This window comes from Clostridium drakei, assembly GCF_000633595.2.
Taxonomy (GTDB): Bacteria; Bacillota; Clostridia; order Clostridiales; family Clostridiaceae; genus Clostridium_AM; species Clostridium_AM drakei.
The window spans coordinates 76,779-98,414 of record NZ_JIBU02000004.1 but is presented as its reverse complement, the minus strand read 5'-3'; the positions used below and the strand labels follow the sequence as shown (position 1 = coordinate 98,414).

The 21,636-nt window shown below is 26.7% G+C and carries 14 protein-coding genes and 1 riboswitch; of the genes, 13 read left to right on the top strand and 1 reads right to left on the bottom strand.

Annotated elements, in window-relative coordinates; translation table 11 throughout:
- The first annotated feature begins 19 nt into the window (after positions 1–19).
- The 13 genes from EG57_RS0202350 (at position 20) to holA (ending at position 20,699) form a co-directional block, all read left to right on the top strand.
- Positions 20–1,147, top strand: a complete 1,128-nt coding sequence (locus tag EG57_RS0202350; protein WP_032075785.1) for a Ger(x)C family spore germination protein — start codon at positions 20–22, stop codon at positions 1,145–1,147.
- Between the two features lie 69 nt (positions 1,148–1,216).
- Positions 1,217–2,308, top strand: coding sequence for a GerAB/ArcD/ProY family transporter (locus EG57_RS0202345; RefSeq protein ID WP_032075702.1), 1,092 nt, complete (start codon positions 1,217–1,219; stop codon positions 2,306–2,308).
- A 198-nt stretch (positions 2,309–2,506) separates the two neighbouring features.
- Complete coding sequence (locus EG57_RS0202340) at positions 2,507–3,565, top strand: sensor domain-containing diguanylate cyclase (protein WP_032075701.1); 1,059 nt, start codon at positions 2,507–2,509, stop codon at positions 3,563–3,565.
- A 182-nt stretch (positions 3,566–3,747) separates the two neighbouring features.
- Positions 3,748–7,479 (top strand): helicase-exonuclease AddAB subunit AddA, encoded by a 3,732-nt coding sequence (gene addA, locus EG57_RS0202335; protein WP_032075700.1) that lies wholly within the window; start codon positions 3,748–3,750, stop codon positions 7,477–7,479.
- Positions 7,480–7,518: 39 nt separating this feature from the next.
- Positions 7,519–9,222 carry a methyl-accepting chemotaxis protein gene (locus EG57_RS0202330; protein ID WP_032075699.1) on the top strand — a complete coding sequence of 568 codons (1,704 nt, stop codon included), beginning with the start codon at positions 7,519–7,521 and terminating at the stop codon, positions 9,220–9,222.
- Between the two features lie 195 nt (positions 9,223–9,417).
- A complete protein-coding gene (gene rodA, locus EG57_RS0202325; protein WP_032075698.1) occupies positions 9,418–10,530 on the top strand; it encodes a rod shape-determining protein RodA in 1,113 nt (370 codons plus the stop codon).
- Between the two features lie 59 nt (positions 10,531–10,589).
- Positions 10,590–10,691, top strand: a riboswitch (TPP riboswitch).
- A 105-nt stretch (positions 10,692–10,796) separates the two neighbouring features.
- Positions 10,797–11,600 (top strand): bifunctional hydroxymethylpyrimidine kinase/phosphomethylpyrimidine kinase, encoded by an 804-nt coding sequence (gene thiD / locus EG57_RS0202320; RefSeq protein ID WP_032075697.1) that lies wholly within the window; start codon positions 10,797–10,799, stop codon positions 11,598–11,600.
- An 18-nt stretch (positions 11,601–11,618) separates the two neighbouring features.
- Positions 11,619–12,431: a hydroxyethylthiazole kinase gene (gene thiM / locus EG57_RS0202315; RefSeq protein ID WP_032075696.1), complete on the top strand. Its 813-nt coding sequence runs from the start codon at positions 11,619–11,621 to the stop codon at positions 12,429–12,431.
- On the top strand, positions 12,422–13,036 hold the full coding sequence (thiE, locus tag EG57_RS0202310) for a thiamine phosphate synthase (RefSeq protein ID WP_032075695.1): 615 nt from the start codon (positions 12,422–12,424) through the stop codon (positions 13,034–13,036). The genes thiM and thiE overlap by 10 nt, the downstream gene beginning before the upstream one ends.
- A gap of 209 nt (positions 13,037–13,245) precedes the next feature.
- A complete protein-coding gene (locus EG57_RS0202305) occupies positions 13,246–15,036 on the top strand; it encodes a tetratricopeptide repeat-containing glycosyltransferase family 2 protein (RefSeq protein ID WP_032075694.1) in 1,791 nt (596 codons plus the stop codon).
- Positions 15,037–15,187: 151 nt separating this feature from the next.
- Positions 15,188–17,785 carry a cation-translocating P-type ATPase gene (locus EG57_RS0202300; protein ID WP_032075693.1) on the top strand — a complete coding sequence of 866 codons (2,598 nt, stop codon included), beginning with the start codon at positions 15,188–15,190 and terminating at the stop codon, positions 17,783–17,785.
- Between the two features lie 44 nt (positions 17,786–17,829).
- Positions 17,830–19,611: a ComEC/Rec2 family competence protein gene (locus EG57_RS0202295; protein ID WP_032075692.1), complete on the top strand. Its 1,782-nt coding sequence runs from the start codon at positions 17,830–17,832 to the stop codon at positions 19,609–19,611.
- A 65-nt stretch (positions 19,612–19,676) separates the two neighbouring features.
- Positions 19,677–20,699 carry a DNA polymerase III subunit delta gene (gene holA / locus EG57_RS0202290; protein WP_032075691.1) on the top strand — a complete coding sequence of 341 codons (1,023 nt, stop codon included), beginning with the start codon at positions 19,677–19,679 and terminating at the stop codon, positions 20,697–20,699.
- A gap of 80 nt (positions 20,700–20,779) precedes the next feature.
- On the opposite strand, the gene EG57_RS0202285 is transcribed toward holA, so the two are convergent.
- Complete coding sequence (locus EG57_RS0202285) at positions 20,780–21,634, bottom strand: DNRLRE domain-containing protein (RefSeq protein ID WP_032075690.1); 855 nt, start codon at positions 21,632–21,634, stop codon at positions 20,780–20,782.
- Positions 21,635–21,636 lie beyond the last annotated feature (2 nt).

The following is a 21,636-nucleotide window of genomic DNA, read 5'->3' as shown; positions in this document are numbered from 1 at the left end:
ATTGTTAAAAGGTGAAAAAATGGTTAAACATGTGAAAAAAGGTGTTAAGAATATAATGATTAAAATATCTATTGTACTGATTTTTTTATGGAGTTTTATAGGTACTGAAGGTCAGGCAATAGAGGATTTAGCTATTCCTATAGGTATAGGATATGACTTGGAAAAAAGAAATAAAGGAGAAGTATATTATAGCATTCCTATTGCAACATACATAAATGATACTTCAGGACAGATAAAAAGTGAGGTTATTACTGGAAAGGCTAGAAATATAGGTGATACTAGGGAGAAGAGACAATTAAAGTCTGAAAAGAAATTTTTATTAGGCTTAGAAAAAATGCTTATAATAAGTGAAAGTTATGCTCAATATGGTATTAATAATATTATAGATATATTGTTAAATAGTCCTCAAGTAAATGATAATGCGATTATGGTAGTATGCAAAGGAAAAGCTGAAGATATTTTAAAGCATAAAATTGAAGGGTATTCAAATGCTGCAGAATATATGGAATCACTAATTGTAAATTCTAAATACTATAATTTTTTCACTGGTGAATATGATTTTATAAATTCAGTAACAAGAGTTAGTTCGGAAGGAAGAAATTTAGTACTTCCTTATATAGAATTAAAAGAAGATTTACCTCAAATTACAGGTGTTGCTATATTTAAAGGGGATATAATGGTAGGCAAAATAGATCTGCAGCAAGCTAAAATTTTAAATTTGCTAAGAAAAGATAGTGGAGGTGGAATTTTCACTATGAAAAAAGGATCTAAAAGATATATAGATTATGAAACAAAAGTTAAACGAAAAGTGAAATGTTATAAGCAGGGTGAAAAATATAAATTTATAATTGATTTGAAGATGGATGGTATTATAGCATCAAATGAATCATATTCAAATTTTAATAAAGACCCAAAGGTTCAGAAAGAATTTATTAAAGATATGGAAAATTCAATTGAAAAAACATGTCAGGATTTTATAAATACTTATAAATCTCAATATAAAGTGGATTTTTTAAGTTTAGGTAAATATGCAGCTGCTAAGTATGGTAGGCATACTGGTGTGGATTGGAATAAGGTAGTAAGCGAATCTGACATATTCGTAAATGTAAAAGTTAAAGTAAATGCTGAAGGTAGAGGAGAATATTAAAAAACTATTATTACTTTCCGTTGTATAAAACAAAAGCAAATTTTGGGTATAAGTTTAGGAGAGAAGTGAATGAATAATAAAGGTATTTTTTTAACTGAAAATCAATTGACTTATATATTAGTTGGAAGCATGATTGGAAGTTCAGTATTAACATTACCTGTCGATGTTGTAAAAGATGCTCAGCAGGATGGATGGATATCTTGTATATTTGGTTTAATATATCCTATATATATGCTCTTTATTGCAAACTATTTGCATAAAAAGGCTCCTAAAGAAAATATATTAGTTTTAAGTAAAAAGTGTTTTGGTAAAATTATAGGAACCATATTAAATTTTATATTTGTATTATTTTTTTTATTAATATTAACAGAAGCGGCTTCAGGAATAGCAAATATACTTAAAATATATATGATATTTTTTTTAGATAAATATAAAATTTTAATGACAATATTTTTGCCAGCAGGTTTTCTTGCATATAAAGGAATTAAGCCTCTTGGAAAGGCTAATGAAACTATTTTTTATTTGACTCTTGTCTCATTTTTTATTCCTATAGTTGCCTTAAAGGATGGGATGATAATAAATATAATGCCTGTATTTGGTTCTGGTCCAGTTAATATGATAAAGTCTACAAAAGAAACTGCTCTTGCTTATTCTGGCATGGAAATTTTATTTTTGATTTATCCGTTTTTAGAAGAAAATAAAAGTATAAAGAAGTGTGGTTTAAAGAGCTTATTGATTACTGGAACAGTATATACTTGGTTTACTTTTATTGCTATATATTATTTGGGTATTGATGTTGTACCTAAGTTTATATGGCCTGTAGTTACTACGACAGAAGCCTTAACACTACCAATTATAAATAGTTTTAGATATATATTTATAGTAATGTGGACTTTAATAATGATTAAGATAATAGCAAATTACTATTATTCCTTTACATTTGGATTAAATCAAATAATTAAAAAGATACAAAGAAAAGATTTTATTATTATTGTTTACCCTATAATTTTTTATATATCTTATAAATATGAAAACACTATAATAAGAGGTGCGTTTGCTAGTAAGATTATACCTATATATGTGTTATTTAATTTATCATATGTTTCTTTAATAGCATTTTTAATAAGTGTAAATAATAGAAAAATTTTAATTGAAAAATAATTTATTCATCAAGTTGAATATTTACTATTTATGAATTAAAATGTTAATATAGTTTTAATTTTTATTCTATTTGAAGAATGTGGATATTACAAAAGAAAAAATAGATAACTATGAAATTGATCTATTAGAAACATATAATACAATTATAGAATCTCTTGTTTATTAGAGTATACTATAAATTAAATAAAGGAGATTTATATGTTATCATTACAAGATAATTATAATCAATTAAAGAATGATTATGAAAGCTATCAAAAGATGGCGGAAGGTATAATTCAAAAACAAAATGCTAAAATAATGGAGCTAGATAAAAAATTAGATATGATGTCTCTTATAGTAGAAATCAGTGAGTATATAAATAAGGGATTAGGCAGCAGTGAGATTGTTTCTATGATAAATGACATAATGATAGGTATTTTAGGAGTTACATATTCTAGTGTTTATTTAGTACAAAATAGAAAATTAAGATTAAAAGTTTCTAATTTAAAAGATACTAATCATCACTATCCAGTTAAAGAATTTAATGAAAAAATTTTAAAATTAGAAATTAGCATTTTTAATGATATTGAAAATATATCTGAAGATAAAAGCGTTGAAATACATTCTTCTATATTTATGCCAATTTATTTGAAAAACAATATTTTAGGTGCTATTGTAGTAGAACACAATAGGTATAATTATTTGACACAAGAGCATATAAAACTTCTAACTGCATTGAGTAATCATTTAGCTATATGTTTAGAAAATAATAGTCTTTATAATAAAATAAAACAAAATTCACAAATAGATGGATTAACTGGATTATATAATAGAAGTTACTTTTTTTCCATTGTGGAAAATAAACTAAGAGATTATAAAGAAAAAATTACAGTAATTATGATAGATATAGATGATTTTAAAAAATGTAATGATACATTTGGACATCAATATGGAGATTATGTTTTAAAAGAAATTTCTAAGATTATAAAAGAAAACCTCAGAAAAGATGATATCATAGCTAGATATGGAGGAGAAGAAATAATAGTGTATATGTTTGACATGAAGAATGTAAATGATATATACCGTAGAATGAATTATATAAGAAGTGTCATAGAGGAAACTGTAATAAGTTATAAAAATATACAGTCTAATGTTACTGTTTCTATGGGAATAGGTATAAGTAGCAAAACAGATACATCTTTAGAGAAAATTATAGAGAAAGCAGATCAAAATTTATATAAGGCTAAAGAGCTAGGGAAAAATAGAGTGGTTTTTTAATGAAAAATACTGTTTCAATTTTGTAAACAGTATTTTTTTATTGGTAAAATACTATTTAATTATAAATAAGGTTAAAGTAATCTTTATAGGAAATAATAGAGGAGAATAACTTTTTATATTGAATAGTTAATATAAGAAAATAAGTTTTTACTTACATAATAAATCAAGATTGGGTGATAAGTATGGACACAAAGTGGACACAAGAACAAAGAGAAGCAATTTTTACAAAAAATTGTAATCTTCTAGTAGCTGCAGGAGCTGGAGCAGGAAAAACAGCAGTACTTGTAGAAAGAATAATACAAAAAATAACGGATGATGAAGATGATATTGATATAGATAAACTTTTAGTTGTTACTTTTACTAATGCAGCTGCTTCTGAAATGAGGGAAAGAATTGGAGATGCCATCTCAAAAAAATTAGAGGTTGCACCTGAGTCAAAAAATCTTCAAAAGCAGCTGATGTTGTTGAATAAAGCAAATATAATGACCATACATTCTTTTTGTCTTCAAGTCATTAAAAATAATTTTCATGTCATAGATTTAGATCCTAATTTTAGAGTTTGTGATGAAACTGAATCCATACTTTTGAAACAGGAAACTATTGATGAAATTTTTGATGATAAATATGAGCAAAGTGATGAAGGGTTTATACAGCTTGTAAAATGCTATGGAGGAAAAAATGACTTTAAAGTTGAAAATATGATATTGGATTTATATGAATTTGCTAAAAGCAATCCATGGCCTGAAAAATGGATTTCAACAATGGTAGAACAATTTAATGTTGGAGAGAGTTTTAATTTTGAAAAATCTCCTTGGTTTCCTGTAATTTTAGACTATATGATAGTCGAACTACAAGGATGCAAAAGTAAAATAGAAAAAGCAATAGAAATAGTAGAAAATGCTCAAGGTATAGATTATTATTTAGAGCCTATGAAAAAGGATCTAGAGAATATAAATAATATAATGCAATGTAGGAATTTAGAAGAGTTAAAATGTCAATTTGATAATTTACAGTTTGAAAAACTCCCTGTGAAAAGAAATAAGGATGCTGATAAAGAAGCAAAAGAAAAGTCAAAGAAAATAAGGGATGAAGTAAAGAAAAAAATTACTGAAATATCAGAAGATATTTTTTTGAAAATGGGTAGTATGAGTAAGGACTTAAAAGAAATGTATCCTAAAATGAAGTCTTTAGGAAAAATAGTAATGGAGTTTAATGAAAGTTATGGAGCCAAAAAAAGAGAAAGAGGATTAGTTGATTTTAATGACATTGAACATTTTTGTCTTAATATACTTATAGATACGAAGGAGAATGGAGATACGACACCTTCAAAAATAGCATTGGAGTATAAACAAAAATTTGATGAAATACTTATAGATGAGTATCAAGATAGTAATGAAGTACAAGAAGTAATTATGAATGCTATTTCTAAAAAAAATGAAGTACCAAACATATTTATGGTTGGAGATGTAAAACAAAGCATATACAGGTTTAGGCAAGCTAAGCCAGAATTGTTTTTAGATAAATATAATAGATATTCAGATAATAGAGAGGGAAATGAGAGAAAAATAAAGCTTTTTAAAAATTTTAGGAGCAGACCTGAAATAATTTTTGCAGTTAATTATGTATTTAATCAGATAATGTCAGTGAATATAGGTGAACTTGAATATGATGAAGGAGAAATGCTAAAAAGTGGAGCTGATTTCCCAGAATTAGAAGGAAATATAGTGGATGCTGAAAGTAAAATAGAACTTCATTTATTAGATAAAAAAGATAATAATGTATATGAAGAAAATAGCCAAGATCCAGAAGGTACTGCAGTTGAAAATATTAATGAGGAAACTCCAGATAATATACAGATAGAAGCAAGATTAGTAGGAAAAAGAATAATAGATTTAATAAATAATGAGAAATTTAAGGTGTATGATAAGGACGAGAAAAAGTATAGAAATGTTACTTATAAAGATATAGTAATTTTATTGAGGACTACATCAAATTGGGCACCTACTTTTGTAGAAGAACTTAAGAATTTTGCTATACCAGTATTTGCGGATACCAATACTGGATATTTTGATAATATAGAAATAAGAACTATGATTTCTCTCTTTCAGATAATTGATAATCCTATTCAAGATATACCATTACTATCCATACTTAGGTCACCAATAGAGGGATTTTCATCAGAAGAAATTATAGATATAAGAATGGTAGACAGAAACATAGGCTTCTTTAGTATATTAAAAATAATAGTAGAAAATGATGATACAGATGAAAGGATTAAACATATAAGTGAGGAACTTAAGGATAAGGTAAGCAATTTTCTCAACAAGCTTAGAAAATGGAGAAAAAAATCTTTATATATGCCTATTGATGAATTTATATGGTATATTTACACTGATACAGGATACTATGGTTTTGTTGGGGCTATGTCTGGAGGAAAACAAAGGCAGGCTAACTTAAGGATTTTATTCCAAAGAGCTAAACAATATGAAAGCACAAGTTATAAAGGATTATTTAACTTTATAAATTTCATAAATAAGCTAAGAAATAGCAGTGGAGATATGGGAAGCGCTAAAATTATTGGAGAAAATGAAGATGTTGTAAGGATTATGAGTGTGCATAAAAGTAAGGGGTTAGAATTTCCTGTAGTTATACTTTCGGGAACAGGTAAAAATTTTAATTTTATGGATATGAACAGAAGTGTACTCTTTCATAGTGAATTAGGGTTAGGACCAGAATATGTAAATATAGATAGAAGGATTAGTTATCCAACTATCGCTAAGCAGGTCCTTAAAAAGAAAATAAAAGTTGAAACCTTATCTGAAGAGATGAGAATATTATATGTAGCACTTACAAGAGCAAAAGAAAAACTTATAATAACAGGTACTGCTAAGAATTTAGAAAAAACTTCAGAAAAATGGTGTGAAGCTATAAAATATGAAGAAGGAAAAATACCTGAATATGTGGTGATAAATGCTAAAAACTATTTGGATTGGATAGTACCAGCTGTAGCTAAACATTCATCTGGAAAGGTTATAAGAGATATAGGAGGTGTACATGATTTCAAAACTTCATTAGATGATAAGCATAAATGGCATATTAAATTTTGGAAAAAGCAAGATTTAAAAAATGACTTACGTAATGAAGACGAGAAAGAAGATATAATTAAAATAGTGAAAAATGAAGCTTTGAATGATAAAAATAGTGTATATTATGATGAAGTTAATAGAAGGCTAAATTGGCAGTATAAATATAAAGAGTCATGCAATATACCATCAAAATTTTCTGTATCAGAGATAAAGAGAAGATTTGATTTTCTATCAGCAGATGAAGGAAGTTCATTTTTAGTTGATTCTAGTAATTTAAATAAACCTGTATTTCTTCAAAAAACAACAAAGTTATCAGCAGCAGAGAAGGGAACACTGTTGCATACTGTTATGCAACATATAGATTTGAAAAGAGTTTCTAACTATGAAAAGATATGTGAACAGGTGAATGACTTAGTAAATAAGGAATTTATAACTAGAGAAGAATCCAATTCAATTGACATAAATAAAATATTAAGTTTTTTTAGTTCTAATTTAGGAAAAAGAATGATAAAAGCAAAAAAAGTTTCAAGAGAAGTTCCTTTTATTGTAAGTTTGGATAGCACTGAGATTTACAAAGATTTGCCGAAGGATGTATATGAAGAGGAAAAAGTACTTTTGCAGGGAATAATAGATTGCTATTTTGAAGAAGATGATGAATTAGTACTTTTAGATTATAAAACAGATTATGTAGATGATTTGGATAAAATCAAAGAAAGATATTTGATTCAAATTGAGTGCTATAAAAATGCGCTTGAAAGATTGACAGGAAAAAGTATAAAAAATAAATATTTATATTTATTTTTTAATGATAAGATATTGGAACTTTAATTTAAATTTAAGTTAATAAAATTAGGAGGGAAAATAGTAATGAAAAATAGAATAATATCATTGTCTATAACGTTATTCCTAGCTATATTATTAATAACTGGTTTTATAATATCTTATGTTTCACAAAATATGCTTAGAAATATACTTTTATCTAAATTAAGTAATAGTGAAGAAGTAAGTTCTATAATATCTCAATTTAGTTCTAAAGGTACATTTATGGTTTTTGTTTCTATGTTAATATGTACATTGATATTGTCATTTATAATTGTAATGTTTTTAAATAGTATGTTTATAAAGATTGACAAATTAAAATATGATTTAAACAAGATATCACAAGGAGACTTAGCCATAAAATTAAAGTCAAAGGGATATATGTCTACTCTAGCAGATAGTATGAATATTATGGTAGGAAATACTAGAAAAATTTTATGTGAGATAGCGGAAATGTCTCAAAAAACTAGAGATTTGTCTAGCAATTTAAATAAGAATACCAAACAAACTGTATCATCATCAAATGAAATAACTAAATCCATAATTGCTATTAGTGAATCAGCTTCATTACAATCAGGAAATGCAGAAAGCACAGGAGAAAGTGCAAAGCAAATGGTAAGTAATGCTGAACTTATAGCTGAACATGCTGAAAATACTGAAAATATTGCAAGGGAAATGATGAGTGTAATTAAGGAAAGTGTTAAAGTTTTTGATGAAATAATTGTGAAAATTAGAAACACTGGAGATGTGAGTGTGAAGCTTGCTAATAATGTTGAAAGACTTCAAAATGAGGCTGATGAAATAAAAAATATTGCTACAGTAGTAACAGAGATAAGTGAACAAACTAACCTTTTAGCCTTAAATGCAGCTATTGAAGCAGCAAGGGCAGGTGAGCATGGAAAAGGGTTTGCCGTGGTAGCAGATGAGGTTAAAAAATTAGCGGAACAATCTTCAAGTTCTGCAGAAGAAATAAGAAAAATTATAGATAATATAACTTTAAAAATAGCAGAAATAACTAAAGAAGCTAATGAGCAAGTAGAAAGTACAAATAAAGATATAAGCTTTGCAGATGAATCTAAGAATTCATTTTCAAAAATCAAAGAGTCAACTAATTCAACTTATGATGCTATTAATGAAATACATAAGTTAGCTAGTAAAACATCATTAATGTCTGATGAGGTAAATAAATTAATAAATGGCATTATTTCAGCTAATGAAGAATCAGTGGCATTTACACAGGAAGTTTCTGCATCAGCGCAAGAACAGTCAGCATCGATGGAAAATCTTTCTGAATTAATAAAAAATATGAATGATTCAGCAGATAGTGTAGACTTAAGACTTAAAGATTTTATAAATAATATAGAAATAGGAGAAAATGAAAAAAAATCTATTAAATCTGGATTTTTAAAACTGAAAAATATAACCGAGGAAATAGATTCTAAATCTCTGGCAATAGATAAAGGTTCACAGTTATTGAAGGAAAAAGAAAATTTATATAAAGAATTTGAATATATAGGTGTGATGGATGAGAAAGGTATTATGAAATCTGCTAGTAAGCCTATATCATCTGAAAATAATAACTATTCATTTAGACCTTATTTTAAAGAGGCAATGAAAGGAAATGAATATTATACTGAACCGTATATATCAAATGTATCTTTTAATTATTGTATTGCTATAGCAGTACCATTCAAAAATAAGTTAGGGAAAATTAATGGTGTTATTATGGCAGATTTGATTATAGAAAAATAAGACTATATATGTATGCGATTTTTATTAATTAACTGTTCAGAAAAAGTTAATCCTTTATTTTCAATATGTTTTTATTTTTTGCCACAATATATGTAATTTATTGAAAATTATTCATTGATATAGGATCAAAATTATTACATAATAATGAATGAATGTGGAAATTAGTTTTTAATTTGTATTGGAGGAAATTAAAGGATGAGAAAAATTTTATTAAGCAAGAAGTTTTTTAAGGATTTGGATTATATAATGTTATTTGCAGCTATAATTATTGTATGCTTTGGCATAGCTAATATTTTTAGTGCAACACACAATAAGTATGGATTTAGTTATTTTGATTTGCAATTCATGTGGTTAATTCTTGGAATTATAGTTGTATATATACTACTAAATTTTGACTATAAAACAATAGGTTCATATTGCGGAATTATATACTGGAGTGGAATAGCCCTATTGTTGTTTAATGATGTAACAAGTAGAGCTGTTAAAGGTGCTGCTTCTTGGATAAGAATAGGGAATAGAGCCATAGAACCTGGTGAATTTGTGAAGATAGGTTTAATATTAATGCTTGCTAAAAAATTAGATGATATGGAAGGCAATATTAATAATATAAAAAATTTTTTAATCCTTTGTGCATATGCTGCTATACCAATGATTTTAATTATAGTACAACCTAATTTAGGTATGACCTTAATATGTTTTTTTATAACATTAGCCATATTTTTTATAAGTAATTTAAATTTAAAAGTTATAATATATGGATTTATATCAATGATACCATTAAGCTTAATTATATGGTTTAGTGGTTTGATGAAAAGTTATCAGAAGGACAGAATAATCTCATTTTTAAATCCAGAATTATATCAGCAGGATACAGCATTTCAATTAATGCAATCAATTATAGGTATAGGATCTGGAGGACTGTTTGGTAGAGGATATTTAAAGGGTGTACAAGTTTCTGGAGGCTATATACCTGAGGTTCATACTGATTTTATATTTGCAGTAGTAGGAGAAGAATGGGGATTGGTTGGAGCTGTTATTTTGTTGATTTTTTTTGGTATATTGTTGTATAGAATGATTAATGCAGCTAGGGAATCTAAAGATATCTTTGGAAGACTTATATGTGTAGGAACAACAGCATCATTTATATTTTCTATATTTCAAAATATAGGAATGACAATAGGGATTATGCCAATAGCTGGAATTACACTGCCTTTTATGAGTTATGGGGGAAGTTCTATTTTAACTAATTTTATATCATTAGGATTAGTTTTAAATGTTTATATGAGGAGAAGAAAAATTAATTTTTAAGCTTGCAAATATTTATAAATATATGTACAATATAATTGTAATTAAGTAAAAATTTAATAAATTCGTTGTGGGGGTGCTGTAAGGCTGAGAAGAGATTGTTCTCTAACCCTTTGAACCTGATCTAGGTAAAACTGGCGTAGGGAAGCAGATATTTTATGATATAAAATAGTATATTTTAAGTGTATTGCTTTTCTGCGATACACTTTTTGTTTTACTTAAATTAGAACATACTTATCATCCACACAGACATGTAAGGAGTGATTAAAGTGAAAAAAGTCCTAACTATTGCAGGATCAGATAGCTGTGGAGGGGCCGGAATTCAAGCAGATTTAAAGACAATGAGTGCATTAGGTGTTTATGGTATGAGTGTTATTGCAGCTATAACAGCACAAAATACTGTAGGTGTACAAGATGTAATGGATGTTACAGATGAAATGATAGAAGCACAAATAACATCTATATTTACTGATATAGATGTAGATAGTGTAAAAATTGGAATGGTTTCCAATAACAAAACCATAGAAGTAATAAAAAAATTATTGTTGAAATTTAAAGCAAAAAATATAGTATTAGATCCAGTTATGGTTTCTAAGAGTGGATATTTTCTTCTAAAACCAGAAGCACAAGAAGCCATAAAGGAGCTTGTGGCAATATCTGATTTAGTAACTCCTAATATTCCAGAAGCAGAAGTATTAACAAATATGAAAATAGAAAATGAAAATGATATGAAAAATGCAGCAGTGAAAATAAAAGAGTTGGGCGTTAAGAATGTTTTAATCAAAGGTGGTCACAGATGTAATGATGCCAATGATATACTGCTGTGCAATGATGGATTTGTAAATTTAGAAGGACATAGAATCAACACTAAAAATACACATGGAACAGGATGTACACTATCCTCAGCAATAGCTTCTTATTTAGCTAAAGGATATAGCATAAAACAAGCGGTAACACTTTCTAAAGAATATATAACTAAAGCTATAGAAAATTCTTTTTCTATAGGACATGGAGTGGGGCCAGTAGGACATTTTATTGAACTTTATAAGAAGTCAGATATAGATTTTAAGTAATATTGGGGGGAATTGAAAATGAATGATTTAAATAAGATGGATAAAGTGGTCGAAAATTTAGCAAAACTTAGAAAAACAGTTCCATTGGTGCACTGTATAACAAATTATGTAACAATAAATGATTGTGCAAATATACTTTTATCTTTTGGTGCTTCACCAGCTATGTGTGAAGCTTATGATGAAGTTTTTGATTTTGTAAAGTTATCCTCAGCACTATATATAAATGTTGGAACTTTAACCAAAGAACAAGAAGAAGCTGCAGTACTTGCAAGTATATCTGCAAAACAAAATAATATACCTGTAGTATTAGATCCTGTGGCTTGTGGAGCTATACCAAGAAAACTTTCTGTAATAAATAGAATATTTGAAGTAGGACGTGTGGATATTATAAAAGGCAATATTGGAGAAATAAAATTCTTAGCTGGTGAAGCATCAAAGGTAAGGGGTGTAGATTCTTTGGAAGGCTCTGAAGGAGCATTAGAAGCATGCATTAGTCTTGCAAGCAAATATAATTGTGTAATTGCAGCTACAGGAAAAGAAGATTTTATCACAGATGGAAAAAGAAGTGCGATTATTCAAAATGGTACAGAGATGTTTACCAAAGTGACTGGATCAGGATGCATGCTGGGAGCACTTTGTGGTGGCACTGTGGGAAGTTATGAAGATAAATTTATAGCTGCTGTGACAGCTGTACTTTCAATGAATATAGCAGGAGAAGGAGCTTATGAAGAAGCTAAATTCCCTGGATCTTTTAAAGTTAAACTTATGGATCATATTTTCTGCTTATCAGAAGAAAAATTGAAGGAAGAAGGAAGAATCATATGGAAATAGATTATGGTTTATATCTTATAACAGATAGAAGCTTTTTAAAAGGTAGAAGTTTAAAAAATGTTGTTGAAGAGGCAATTTTAGGAGGAGTTACTTTAATACAAGTAAGAGAAAAAAATATTTCCACTAGGGAATTTTATAATGTAGCTTTAGAAGTAAAAGAAGTTACAAAGTATTATAAAGTTCCTATAATAATAAATGATAGAATAGATATAGCTCAAGCTATAGATGCAGATGGAGTACATTTAGGACAAAGTGATATGCATATAAAAATTGCAAGAAAAATATTAGGTGAAGAAAAGATTATAGGTATTTCTGCTGGAAATGTAAAAGAAGCTGTAGATGCTGAAAGGGATGGAGCAGATTATTTAGGAATAGGAGCAGTATTTTATACAGGAACAAAAAAAGACATAGAAACACCTATTGGAATTAAAGGACTTAAAGAAGTATGTAATAGTGTAAAAATACCTTCGGTAGCTATTGGAGGAATAAATGAGACAAATTTTAAAGAAGTTTTATCCACAGGAACTAATGGGATTTCTGTGATATCAGCTATACTTGGAAAGGATGACATAAGACAAGCATCTAAAAATTTAATTAATAGATAAATGTTCAGTGAACAACACAGTGAAAAATTATTTTTTACTGTGTTATTTTTTATATATTAGTTAATACAAAAAATTAGTGGATATTTTTTAGTACACACTTTTTAATTCTAATTCATAATATACATTGAATTAATAATGTGTCAATAATGTACTGCAGCTAAATCCAATCATTAATACTAAATGAAAAATAAAATGAGGTGATGAATGAAATGGCATGTGAAATTAGTTTATGCATGATTGTAAAAGATGAAAAGCAAAATCTTTCAAGGTGTCTTGAAAGTGTTAAAGATATAGTAGATGAAATGATAATAGTTGATATAGGTTCTACTGATAACACAGTAGAAATAGCAAAAAGTTACGGGGCAAAGGCTTATTGTCTTCAATGGTGCAATAATTTCAGTGTTGCAATGAATGAGTCACTTAAATATGCAACAAAAGATTGGATTTTAATTATGAATGCAGATGATGAATTTTGTAAGGAAGATAAAGAAAAATTTAAAATGCTAATTACCAATCTTGATGAGACTACAGTTTATTTGTTTGAGATAATGTGTTATTTTGGAATTCAATCAAGTAACAATTTAACTATAAATTTAAATCCAAGACTTTTTAAAAATAATTATGGATATAGTTATGAAGGGGTTATATACAGTCAATTAATAAATAATGACCATTCTATTAAAGAAAAAGGAGAATTCATAAAAATATATCATTATGAATGCTTGGGTGATGGTTTAATAAGTAAGAATAAAAGTAAAAGAAATATTACTATTTTAGAGGAAGAAATAAAAAAGAATCCTCAAAGTAAATTTAATTATTTTAATTTGGGTAACGAATATTCTTCCATAAATAATGAAAAAAAGGCATTGGAAAGTTATTATAAGGCATATGAGGAATTTGATGAAACTACAAGTTTCGGTCCAAGATTAATTGAAAGAATAGTTATGAGTAACTATAACTTGGAATATTATAATAAAGCTCTTGGATTTATAGAGACTGGACTTAAATACTATTCACAGTGTACAGACTTGTATTATTTTAAAGGTTTAATACTAAGTATACAAGATAAACCTACTTTAGCAATAAAGGCTTTTGAAAAATGCATAGAAATGAGAGCAACACCTTTAATATTTAAATTTATTTATGGAACAGATGGATTTAAAGCAACTTATGAGTTAGCACAAATATATATGAAACTTAAAGATTATGATACAGCATATGATTATTGTATTCAAACAATAAGACTGAAACCTGATTATTTAGTACCACTATACAATATTGCTCATATATTAAAAGAAAAGCAAATACCGATGGATGAATTTAAGAAAAGCATAGAAAAATTTTTCACTGATTTTCCAAGGGAATATTTTATAGCTGCAGATTTATTTTACATGGAAGGATATTATGAAACAGCATTAGAATATATAAATAAATATGAAATAGAAACAGGTATTCCAGAGGAACTTAAGTTCTTTAAAATAAAATGCTTAATAAGATCATCAAAATTTGATGAATGCATTGAATATACAAAAAATATATTTCAGGATAATCTATATTATTTTCAAGCTATGATGTATAAGATTATTTGTTATGTTATTATGAATAAATATGAGCTAGCATTAAAGGTAATAAGTGGATTTAATGAAAATAAATTATTATATCATAATAAAAAGGCATTTCAAGTATATAGGCAGTTTTTTAATATTGTTACAGATAAACCAACATCTACTTTATCTGAAGATGAAAATGAAACAAGCTATACCTCAACTATATTTGAAATTTGTGAAATTATTCTTACAAACAAGGAATTAGATAAATTTGAAAAATCATTGGATTTATTAAACTTAATAAGTGATAAGTCAGTATTATTGCAGCTTGGAAAGTTGTATAATAAACATGGATATATAGATATGGCTAAAAAGGAGATAATAAATTCTATAAAACTGTTTGGTGTAATAGATAGAGAAGCTTTAGAAATTCTTAAAATTGATAGTGTTTGATAAGATAGTATTAATTAATGTCAATGGTTGTTTAGTTGTACTATTGCTTTTATAGTTACTATGTATTAAAGTCTTTTATCTATGAAACGACTATTAAAATAAGGATATAATATGGATAAAACTTACTTAATTTATAGAAAGGTGAAAACTTATGATTGAATGGTATGACAAGCCTTGGAGTGAAGTTGTTAAAAATTTTGGAAGCAACATATATTCAGGATTAGATGAGGAACAAGTAAAGCCTCATAGAGATAAATATGGTAATAATAAAATAAAAGTTCCTAGACCGCCTAGACTAGGAAAGTTAATTAAAAATCAAATTAAAAACTTCTGGATGATAATATTAGTTTTAATTTCTATAGTGTTTATTTATTTACATCAATATATTTCTTCTTCTATAGTTTTTTTTGTAATTATAATTAATTTTTTATTTGTTGTATTAAGTGAATATAATCAAGGAAAAAATTTAAAAACACTACAAAGATTAAATATTGGAAATGCTAGAGTAGTTAGAGAAGGAAGAACTTTAAAAGTACCTGCAGAGAATTTAGTAGTTGGTGATATTGTAATAGTAGGTAAAGGTGAAGTTGTACAAGCAGATTTGAGAGTTATTGAAAGTGATGAATTAAAGATAAATGAGAGTGCTGTTACAGGAAAAAGTTTTATAGCAGAAAAATATGAAACAAAAATAATAGATAAAGAATTAAAACTATCAGATATGAAAAATATACTATTTAAATCATCTTATGTGGTAGATGGAAGTGGTACAGGAATAGTAATAGCTACTGGGATGAATACTCAAATATCTAATATAATAAAATTATTTTTAGGAGAAAAGGAAAATGGTAAATCCTTTAATGAACGACTTAATGGTATATTAAATTTATTTGCCTTATTTATATTAATACCTTTAGCGGTAATTCTGTGTATCGATTTTATGCAAAAAGAAAATATAAAATACTTACTTAAATTTTCTTCAACTATGATATTAAATTCTATACCACAAACAATGATAGTAATTGTGTCCATTGTATCTGCAATTTTACTTAAAATAGCAAAAAAACAATCTATAGTTTTTAAAAACTTATCTGTTATAGAAAAGTTATCTCAAGTTTCGGTTATATGTACAGACAAAATAGGTGCTTTTTCTACTAATAAGATGAAAGTAGCAAAAATATATTCTGATGAGGTTTTGATTGATGCATTAGGTGAAGAGTTGAGACAGGGAATATCTGAAGACAAAGATGTAAATATATATAGAATGACTAATATAGGTTTATTATGTAATGATACAAAGAGTATTGCAGGTAAATTAGAAAATCCTAAGGATGATTTAATGGAAATTGCTTTAGTAAAGTTTGCAAGGGAAAATGGAATAGATAAAAGAGATTTAGAAAGAAGACATAAAAGGATTAAGCAAATATCCTTTGATACTGAAAGAAGAATGATGACAACCTTAAACATTGTAGATGAGAATTGCAGAGCTAATGTTAAGGGAGCAGTAGATTCCATATTAGCTAGATGTACTTATATTATGAAAGATGGTTTAGAAGTAGAAATAACAGATGAGGATATAGAAAAGATAAAACAGGCAGATATAGAAATGTCTAATGAATGTTTATCAGTTATTGCTACAGCATATAGAAACTTCATTTATGAGCCTAGTTTAAATGAAAATATAGAAAGTCATTTGGTTTTTTCAGGATTGTTTGGCTTTGAAAATACTATAAGAGAAGATTCTATAGAAGCAATTGAAAAAAGTGATTTTTTAAATATCAAACCTATTATAATTACTGAAGATAATAAACTTACAGCTCTTGCTTTAGGAAAAAAATTGGGTACTATATCTAATATACAGCAAATATTATCTGGTGTTGAAATAGATAATATGCCTGATGAAGAATTTAAAAGAATTGGAGATAAAATAAATATTTTTTCCAGAATAGATTCAAAGCATAAAGTTAAAATAATAAGAGATTTAAAAGAGTATGGATATATTACAGCTATTACAGGGTCAAAGCTAACAGATTTACCTGCTTTAAGAGTTTCAGATGTAGGAATTACCACCTCAAGTAGTAATATAGTAAAAAAATTAGCAGATATATTTGTTAATGATATCAACTTTTTACAAATTTTAAATTCCATTGAAGATAGCAGAAAGATAATAAGTTTAATGAAGAAGATAATCTTATATGTGATTACTAATAGTACAGCTATGATTACGTTTACCTCTATTATTCATTTGTATAAAAAAGAAGTTCCATTTATTTTAGGAGAGGGATTGATATTTAGCTTTATAGCAATGACTTTATCTTGCATAGCTATTGCATATCAATATAAAAACGAAAAGAATGAATGTGATGGATACATAATAGACAAAACAATTATAAAGGATAATATGTCTTTTATAATATTTAATGGTGTTTTAATGGGGGCAGCAGCATTTTTAGCCTTTCAGTTTGGATATAGTAAAGGAATAATATTTGCTCAAGCTTTATCATTTGGTATATTAAACCTAAATGCAGTTATATTTACTTATAGTTTTTCTAATAAACTATTTTTCAAAAATAAACTTTCAAATTTTATTGTATTTATAAACTTTATTATACAATGTGGCATTTTATATCTTATTTCAGGAAAAAATACTATATTTAATATGGAGTATTTAAGAATTATAGGTATAATTATAGGTATTTGGTTTATAATATGTCTATTTAAAAAATTTGATAAAGAAGAAATATATGATTAGTATTCTGCTATTTGGATAGAATCAATGGCAGGAGGGGATAAATAATGAAAAAGCCATTAGTATATTACACTATTTCATTGTTTATGGGATGCCTCTCTACTTTGATGTTATTTAAGAGTAGTATAGTGGGTGCAGTTATTGCTGCATCCTTTTTTGCTATATGTTTTTTTACCTTAGATAAAAAATTTCTCTTTATAAATGTTTCTTTCTTTTTTGTTGGCGTTTTTAGTTTTATGATATATTTTTATATTGAAATACCTCAAAATGTCAGTATAAGAGTAGCCGAAAAAAAGAATTATTATTACATGGCGAACTATAAAGGAAGAAAGCTAATACTAAAAGGGAACATTGCTAAGATTAAAGAAGGGGAAAAAATTAATGCTCATGGTAAGTTCAAAAAAGAAGTAGATTTTGAAAGAGGAGTAGTAGGAGTATATACACTAAATAGTTGTGAATATTGCAAAAAAGATTTTATTTTTTATTTGTATCAAGTAAAAAGGAATATTTATGTACAATTAAAACAGAATTTAGGCGAAGATAAGGCCGCTGTAATAATGTCTCTTTGTTATGGAGATACTCAATATCTTTCTAAAGATTCTAAAAGTCAATTTCAAAAATTAGGTGTTATTCATGCAATTAGTGTATCTGGATTTCATATTGCAATAATATATAAAGTACTTGAAAAGTTTATAGGATTGAGGCTAGCAATAGTATTTTCTCTTATATATGTTCTATTTACAGGAATGCAACCAGCCACTATAAGATCATTTATTATGATATTGGTATTTAAATTGTCAAAAGTGTTATTTAAAAACTACGACAACATATCATCTTTGAGTTTGGCAGCTTTAGTTATACTTTTAGTAAAACCATGTTATATAACAGATATAGGGTTTATGTTATCTTTTTTATCTACTTTAGGTATACTTATATATTATAAAAAGATTTGCAGAATCTTATATAAAATACCACAAAAGTTAAATGAAACTTTAAGTGTAACATTGAGCTCTCAAATATTCTCAGTTCCTTATATAGCTTTTACAATAAAAAATTTTAGTTCTGGATTTATAATTGGAAATTTGTTTTTACTACCCATATATTCTATTATAGTTATTTTAGGAAATTTGGCGCTTCTCTTATGTGGATCTAAAATATTATTTGAATTTATATGTAAGGTTTTAAATTTTGTAATGATTGCTTTAGATGGAGCAAATTATCTAATTTTAAAAATATGTCCTGAAGTGAGCAATTTAACATATTTAGATGGTACAATTTTAACTTTAATATTTATAAGTTGTTTACTATATAAACATGGATACAGTAAGTATAAATATATTCCCTTTTTGCTGCTTATACCTATGTTTTTTGAAAACTATGATTTTATTCCAAAAGTGTATTGCATTAACTTTCAAAATTCACAAGCAGTTGTTATAAAATATAAAAGAGATAGTACAATGATATGTAATTATGATGAAAGTTCTACTAAAAATATTATAAAGTTAAAAGAAGAAATGAACGTAAATAAAGTTATTAATAATACTGAAAAAAGCAGAATAGTGAAATTAAATAACAACCTATATGTGAAGAATATCCATTATTATAAAAATGATTCTATAAATGTATGCATTTATAATGGAAATCATAAATTTGCTATTTTAAGTAGCAATTTTGAAAAGAAAGATAGAAGTATTTTTAACAATTATAACAAAGTGGAAGTTTTACCTGTATATTTGAAAAAGGATAATAAAACATATTCCAATTATAGCAATGAGGAAAAGTGTATTTTATATGCTATAATATTTAACGAAATATATAAATTAAATTAATAGTTAATGTGGATTTTTTTGCACTATTAATTTTTAATTAAAAATAAGGTATGGAGGGGAATTTTTTGATTGATGTATTTACCTTTAATGAGAATATTAAAAAGGGTATTTTAAATAATTGTTATTTATTTTGTGGAATAGATGAACAGCTTATGAAGGATGGAATAAATTCTATAGTAAATAAAGTTTTAGATAAAAATCTTATGGATTTAAATTATATTAAATTTGATGGCAGCACATTAGAAAGTTTTGAATCTGTTATCAATGCTTGTGAAACACTACCTTTCATGAGTGATAAAAAAGTTGTATTAGTATATAGAGCCTCTTTTTTTCAAGAAGATAAAAATGATAGTATTTTTAATAGGATTTATGAATATATATCTAATTTACCTGGTTATTGTATACTTATATTTTATGATGTTTTCAAAAGTAAAAGAGATAAGCCTGAGAAAAAAATATATAAATTAGATAAGAGAGCGTGTGTGGTAAAGGCTGACAAAATTAAAGGTCAGCAGCTTGAAGGAAAAATAAAAAGTTTTTTTGAAGCAAGAGGCAAACAAATTGGAAGAATTGAACTTAAAGTTTTTTCTAGTCTTATGGATGAAAACAATTTAAATATTATTGAGAATGAAGTTGAAAAATTATGTTGTTATACCTATGAAAAGTCTATAACAAAAGAAGATATAAAAGAGTTGTTTTTAAAGAGTAATGATGATGATATTTTTGATTTAGTAAACCCTATATCCCAAAAAAAAGTAAAAGAAGCTATAGAAGTGTTAAATGAGCTTATATATAGGGGAGAAAAGATACCATATATATTGAACATGATAGAAAGACAATTTAATCGTTTATTTAGGGTAAAGATGTTACTAGAAAATAAAAAAAGTAAACAGGATGTTATGAAAGAACTTAATATAAGGTCTGATTATGCATGTGATATAATTATAGGACAAAGTAAAAAATTCACCTTAAAACAATTAGAACATGCACTACAACTATGTTTAGACTGTGAGCAGAAAATAAAAAGTTCAACTGTAAATGGAAAAACGGAAATAGAATTATTAGTGATAAATACTATTACAGGATAAGTATAGAAAGTGATTATTTAACTTAAATAAGGTACTGTTAATATCCATTTAAAAAATTGCTAATATAACAGTACCATTTCTTATGATTGTTTTATTATCCAATATTTGAAACTGCCAACACCTCCAACGGAATTATAAACAAATCTTATATAATTGGTAAGGTACCTAGAAACTATTGGTATTAATTCACCTGTAGATATAGAATTCTGAGCTTCTGTAGCAAAATTAATTCCATCAGGACTTATTTGTAAAGTTAAATTTATTAAATTTGTACCAGTATTTTGAATGAAGATTGTATAATCAAAGATTTGAGATACATCTATTGGAGAACTTGCTTGTGGTGTAGTAGAAGTTGCCAAATTATTGCTAGTAGTTTCGAATCTTCTTCTAAATACTGTTACTGGATATGAATCTATATATTGTATATTTAAAAATGGTCTCTGCGATAAATTACTTGTATAATTACTACTAAAGAAAGTTTTTGTACTAAGTGGTATAGATTCTGTGGAATTTATTATCAATCCATTATTTGATGCAGAGTTAATCCAGTATTTAACTATAGGTGTTACATCAAAATTTATAGGACCTACATTGCTTATTGGTGTAGAAGTACCTTTTATTGAATAATTTATTAAAGGTTGTGTTGCCCAAGTAGTAGCCTGACTCCAAGGAGAACTTACAAGGTATGGAGTAAATAAATCTTGTACGGTAGAAGATGCTACAGTGGTAACATATATATTTAAAATACAGCTTTGTATTTGAATATCTGATGAAAGAGAGCTTATATCAAAATGAAGCAGACTTCTATATAAATTAGGTGGGGTAGTATTAGCATATAAGCCTGAAATTAAATAGGGACTCCCACCCCATACTATAGAAGGATTTGCTTCATCTAATGTTACACTATAATTTGAATAAAAAATTGCATTTGGCATTT